Source organism: Asaia sp. W19 (assembly GCF_003994335.1).
In the GTDB taxonomy this organism is placed as follows: Bacteria; Pseudomonadota; Alphaproteobacteria; order Acetobacterales; family Acetobacteraceae; genus Asaia.
In genome coordinates this window covers 1-2,023 of record NZ_PNQZ01000037.1, presented here as the reverse complement: position 1 = coordinate 2,023, position 2,023 = coordinate 1, and the positions used below count along the sequence as shown (strand labels likewise).

Genomic DNA, 2,023 nt, shown 5'->3' with positions numbered 1-2,023 from the left:
TCACGGTTGATCCGGTACCGCCGAAGATCGTGCTGTTGACGCCAACCGAGATCTGGCTGCCGGTCAGCGCTGCATCGACGATGAGCGAGTTCGACTGCAGGTTGACGATGGAGTTGCCGCCCAGGATCGTGACTGTATCCGAGGAATTCTCCACGCCATCGATGGTATCCTTGCCCTCGGAAGCGACGAAGTTCGCACCGGCTCCGAGCTGGATCAGGTTGCTGCCATCGCCCGCGCGGATGTTGTTGACACCGTCCGAACCGATGATGGTGTCGTCACCATCGCCGGTTGCGATCGTCCAGTCGCCCTTCTGACCCTGGGCGTTGAACAGGTTATTACCCATCGTCGAGACGAACTTGCCGTCATAGCTGCCAGCGTAGAAGCTGACACCCGCCGTATTGCCAGCGAGAATGGACAGGCTGCTGCCCGTCATGCCTGCGCCATTGACCGTAACCGGGGAGGAGAGCGGCGGGACAATGACCAACGGCTTTACGAACGGCCCCTTACCGCCATCTTGCTCAGCTTGCGCCCCGACCACGAGATTCGTGTAGTTGCCGCTCAGTGCAAAGGCGCCTCCCGTCGTGATTGCGCCTTGGACGAGCAAGTCCTGGTCCATGGGTTCGTTATTTTCGCCTACGACGAGGTCGAGAAGGGTGCAACGGCCGTCATAGAGCGCATATTTGATCTGTTCTGCATAACTCGAGGCAAGAGTCTGCATCCGGGCCCCCTGAACGGTGACCTGAACAGTCATGCCTGAGGCACCATATATTGTTACGATCGCCATGCGACCAGTTCCTCAATTTTCGGAAGCCTCGCCCCATTCCATCGCCTCGGAAACTCCTTCGGTGCTTGGAGAAGGGAGGCGCTGCTTCCAGGCTTCACAAATAGGGATGCCGCGCGGCAGACGACCGAAGATCAGGGCCCGAATCCAGCGTAGCGGCTCGATGGTTCGTCAGGCGGAGCTCCGCCTTGCGTGATTGGTCGCCAGACAGGCTGAGGCCAACAAGGTTTCTTGTTGGGGGGGATGTCAAAGGCAGAGGGGGTCTGTCTGTCGGATAGATCGGACACGAGTCACTCACTGGGTGATGAGGACAAAACTGGCTGGAAGCAGCCTTTGCGCGCTACAGTCCAGATTTTTCCGTTACAAAAACGAAGGCCCGGTCTGTGAGCCGGGCCCTCGCAGAGAGACGCAAGTAACTGATGGTTTGTTGATGATCAGCTGATCACGATGTTCGAGGCCTTCAGATCGGTCACGCCGAGGAAGGTAACCTTCATGTTGTTGTCGAGCTGCAGCGTGGTGTTGCCGCCAGTGACCGTTGCCGTTGCCAGCAGATCCTGGATGGCCTTGTCGGCATCCGCCGGGCGGTAGTTATACATGAAGAACATGTTGCCAGCCGCGCTGCCGAAATCGGTGATGGTGATGTCACCACCATTATGCCCGGCGAGCACACCGAAGGTGTTGGCTGCGCCGCTGCCACCGGTGACGGTGGCGAAGCTGTCGCCATTCGAATCTGCGAATTGCGTGCCGAACACGAAATGATCGGAGCCCGAGGTGCCGATGATGGTGTTGTTGCCAGCACCCGTCCAGGCTTCGAGTGTTCCCTTGGAGGAGGAAGCATCGATATACTGGTCGCCGGTCGTCTTGGGCTGATTGGCCGTGAAGAGCGCACGGCCTGCCGTGTCGACGGTGGCGTTGAGGTCATTCGCGCCCCAGATCGTGCCCGAGCCGGCATTGATCGAGGTGTTGCCTGTGCCCGAGATGAAGGACAGCGCGCCAGAGACGCTGATCGACTGGTTCACGCCATGATAGACGGAAAGGTCGCCTGCGGCAGAGATGGTGTCGCCCACCGTGCCGACGATGGTGCCCGTGCTTCCCGTGAAGTTCACGGTTGATCCGGTACCGCCGAAGATCGTGCTGTTGACGCCAACCGAGATCTGGCTGCCGGTCAGCGCTGCATCGACGATGAGCGAGTTCGACTGCAGGTTGACGATGGAGTTGCCGCCCAGGATCGTGACTGTATCC

The 2,023-nt window shown here is 59.4% G+C and carries 2 pseudogenes; both read right to left on the bottom strand.

Going from position 1 to position 2,023, the window contains the following annotated elements:
- Positions 1-784: pseudogene (locus C0V97_RS07720) on the bottom strand (calcium-binding protein); the annotation flags it as partial.
- A 431-nt stretch (positions 785-1,215) separates the two neighbouring features.
- Positions 1,216-2,023: pseudogene (locus C0V97_RS18325) on the bottom strand (calcium-binding protein); the annotation flags it as partial.